Origin of the sequence: Bacillus cereus group sp. N21 (assembly GCF_016483395.1) — a bacterium.
Lineage (GTDB): Bacteria > Bacillota > Bacilli > Bacillales > Bacillaceae_G > Bacillus_A > Bacillus_A pseudomycoides.
This window is the reverse complement of the sequence record NZ_JAEHBX010000277.1, coordinates 1-355: the sequence shown is the minus strand read 5'-3', so window position 1 is coordinate 355 and position 355 is coordinate 1. Positions and strand designations below refer to the sequence as shown.

Genomic DNA, 355 nt, shown 5'->3' with positions numbered 1-355 from the left:
CGATTGGTGTGGATTGCAATCTCGAACATTTTGCTTGGGCGAATGTAACGAAGGACGGGAATTACAAAGGAAGTGGTTCCCTTCGTTTTTCTATCATGGGTAAATCTACCGGACAAATCACAAAGATAATCGAAGCGGAGGCCGTTCGCTTAGTGGACTTAGCGGAGCGGTATAACAAGACAATTGTCATCGAGAAGTTAGATACAACCCAATCGAAAACAGGGGATCGTTATGGAAATAAGCGAGCAAATCGAATGAAGAGTATGTTCGCTTATGAAAAGATGACAAGTGCAATTCTAGGTCGCGCGGATAAAAGGGGCGTGGCTGTCTTTCAAGTCAATCCCGCTTACACTTC

General features: G+C 44.5%; 1 protein-coding gene. It reads left to right on the top strand.

Annotated features, from left to right (window positions below; translation table 11 throughout):
* A partial coding sequence (locus JDS96_RS30840; RefSeq protein ID WP_199669133.1) for an IS200/IS605 family accessory protein TnpB-related protein occupies positions 1–355 on the top strand: 355 nt, incomplete at both ends.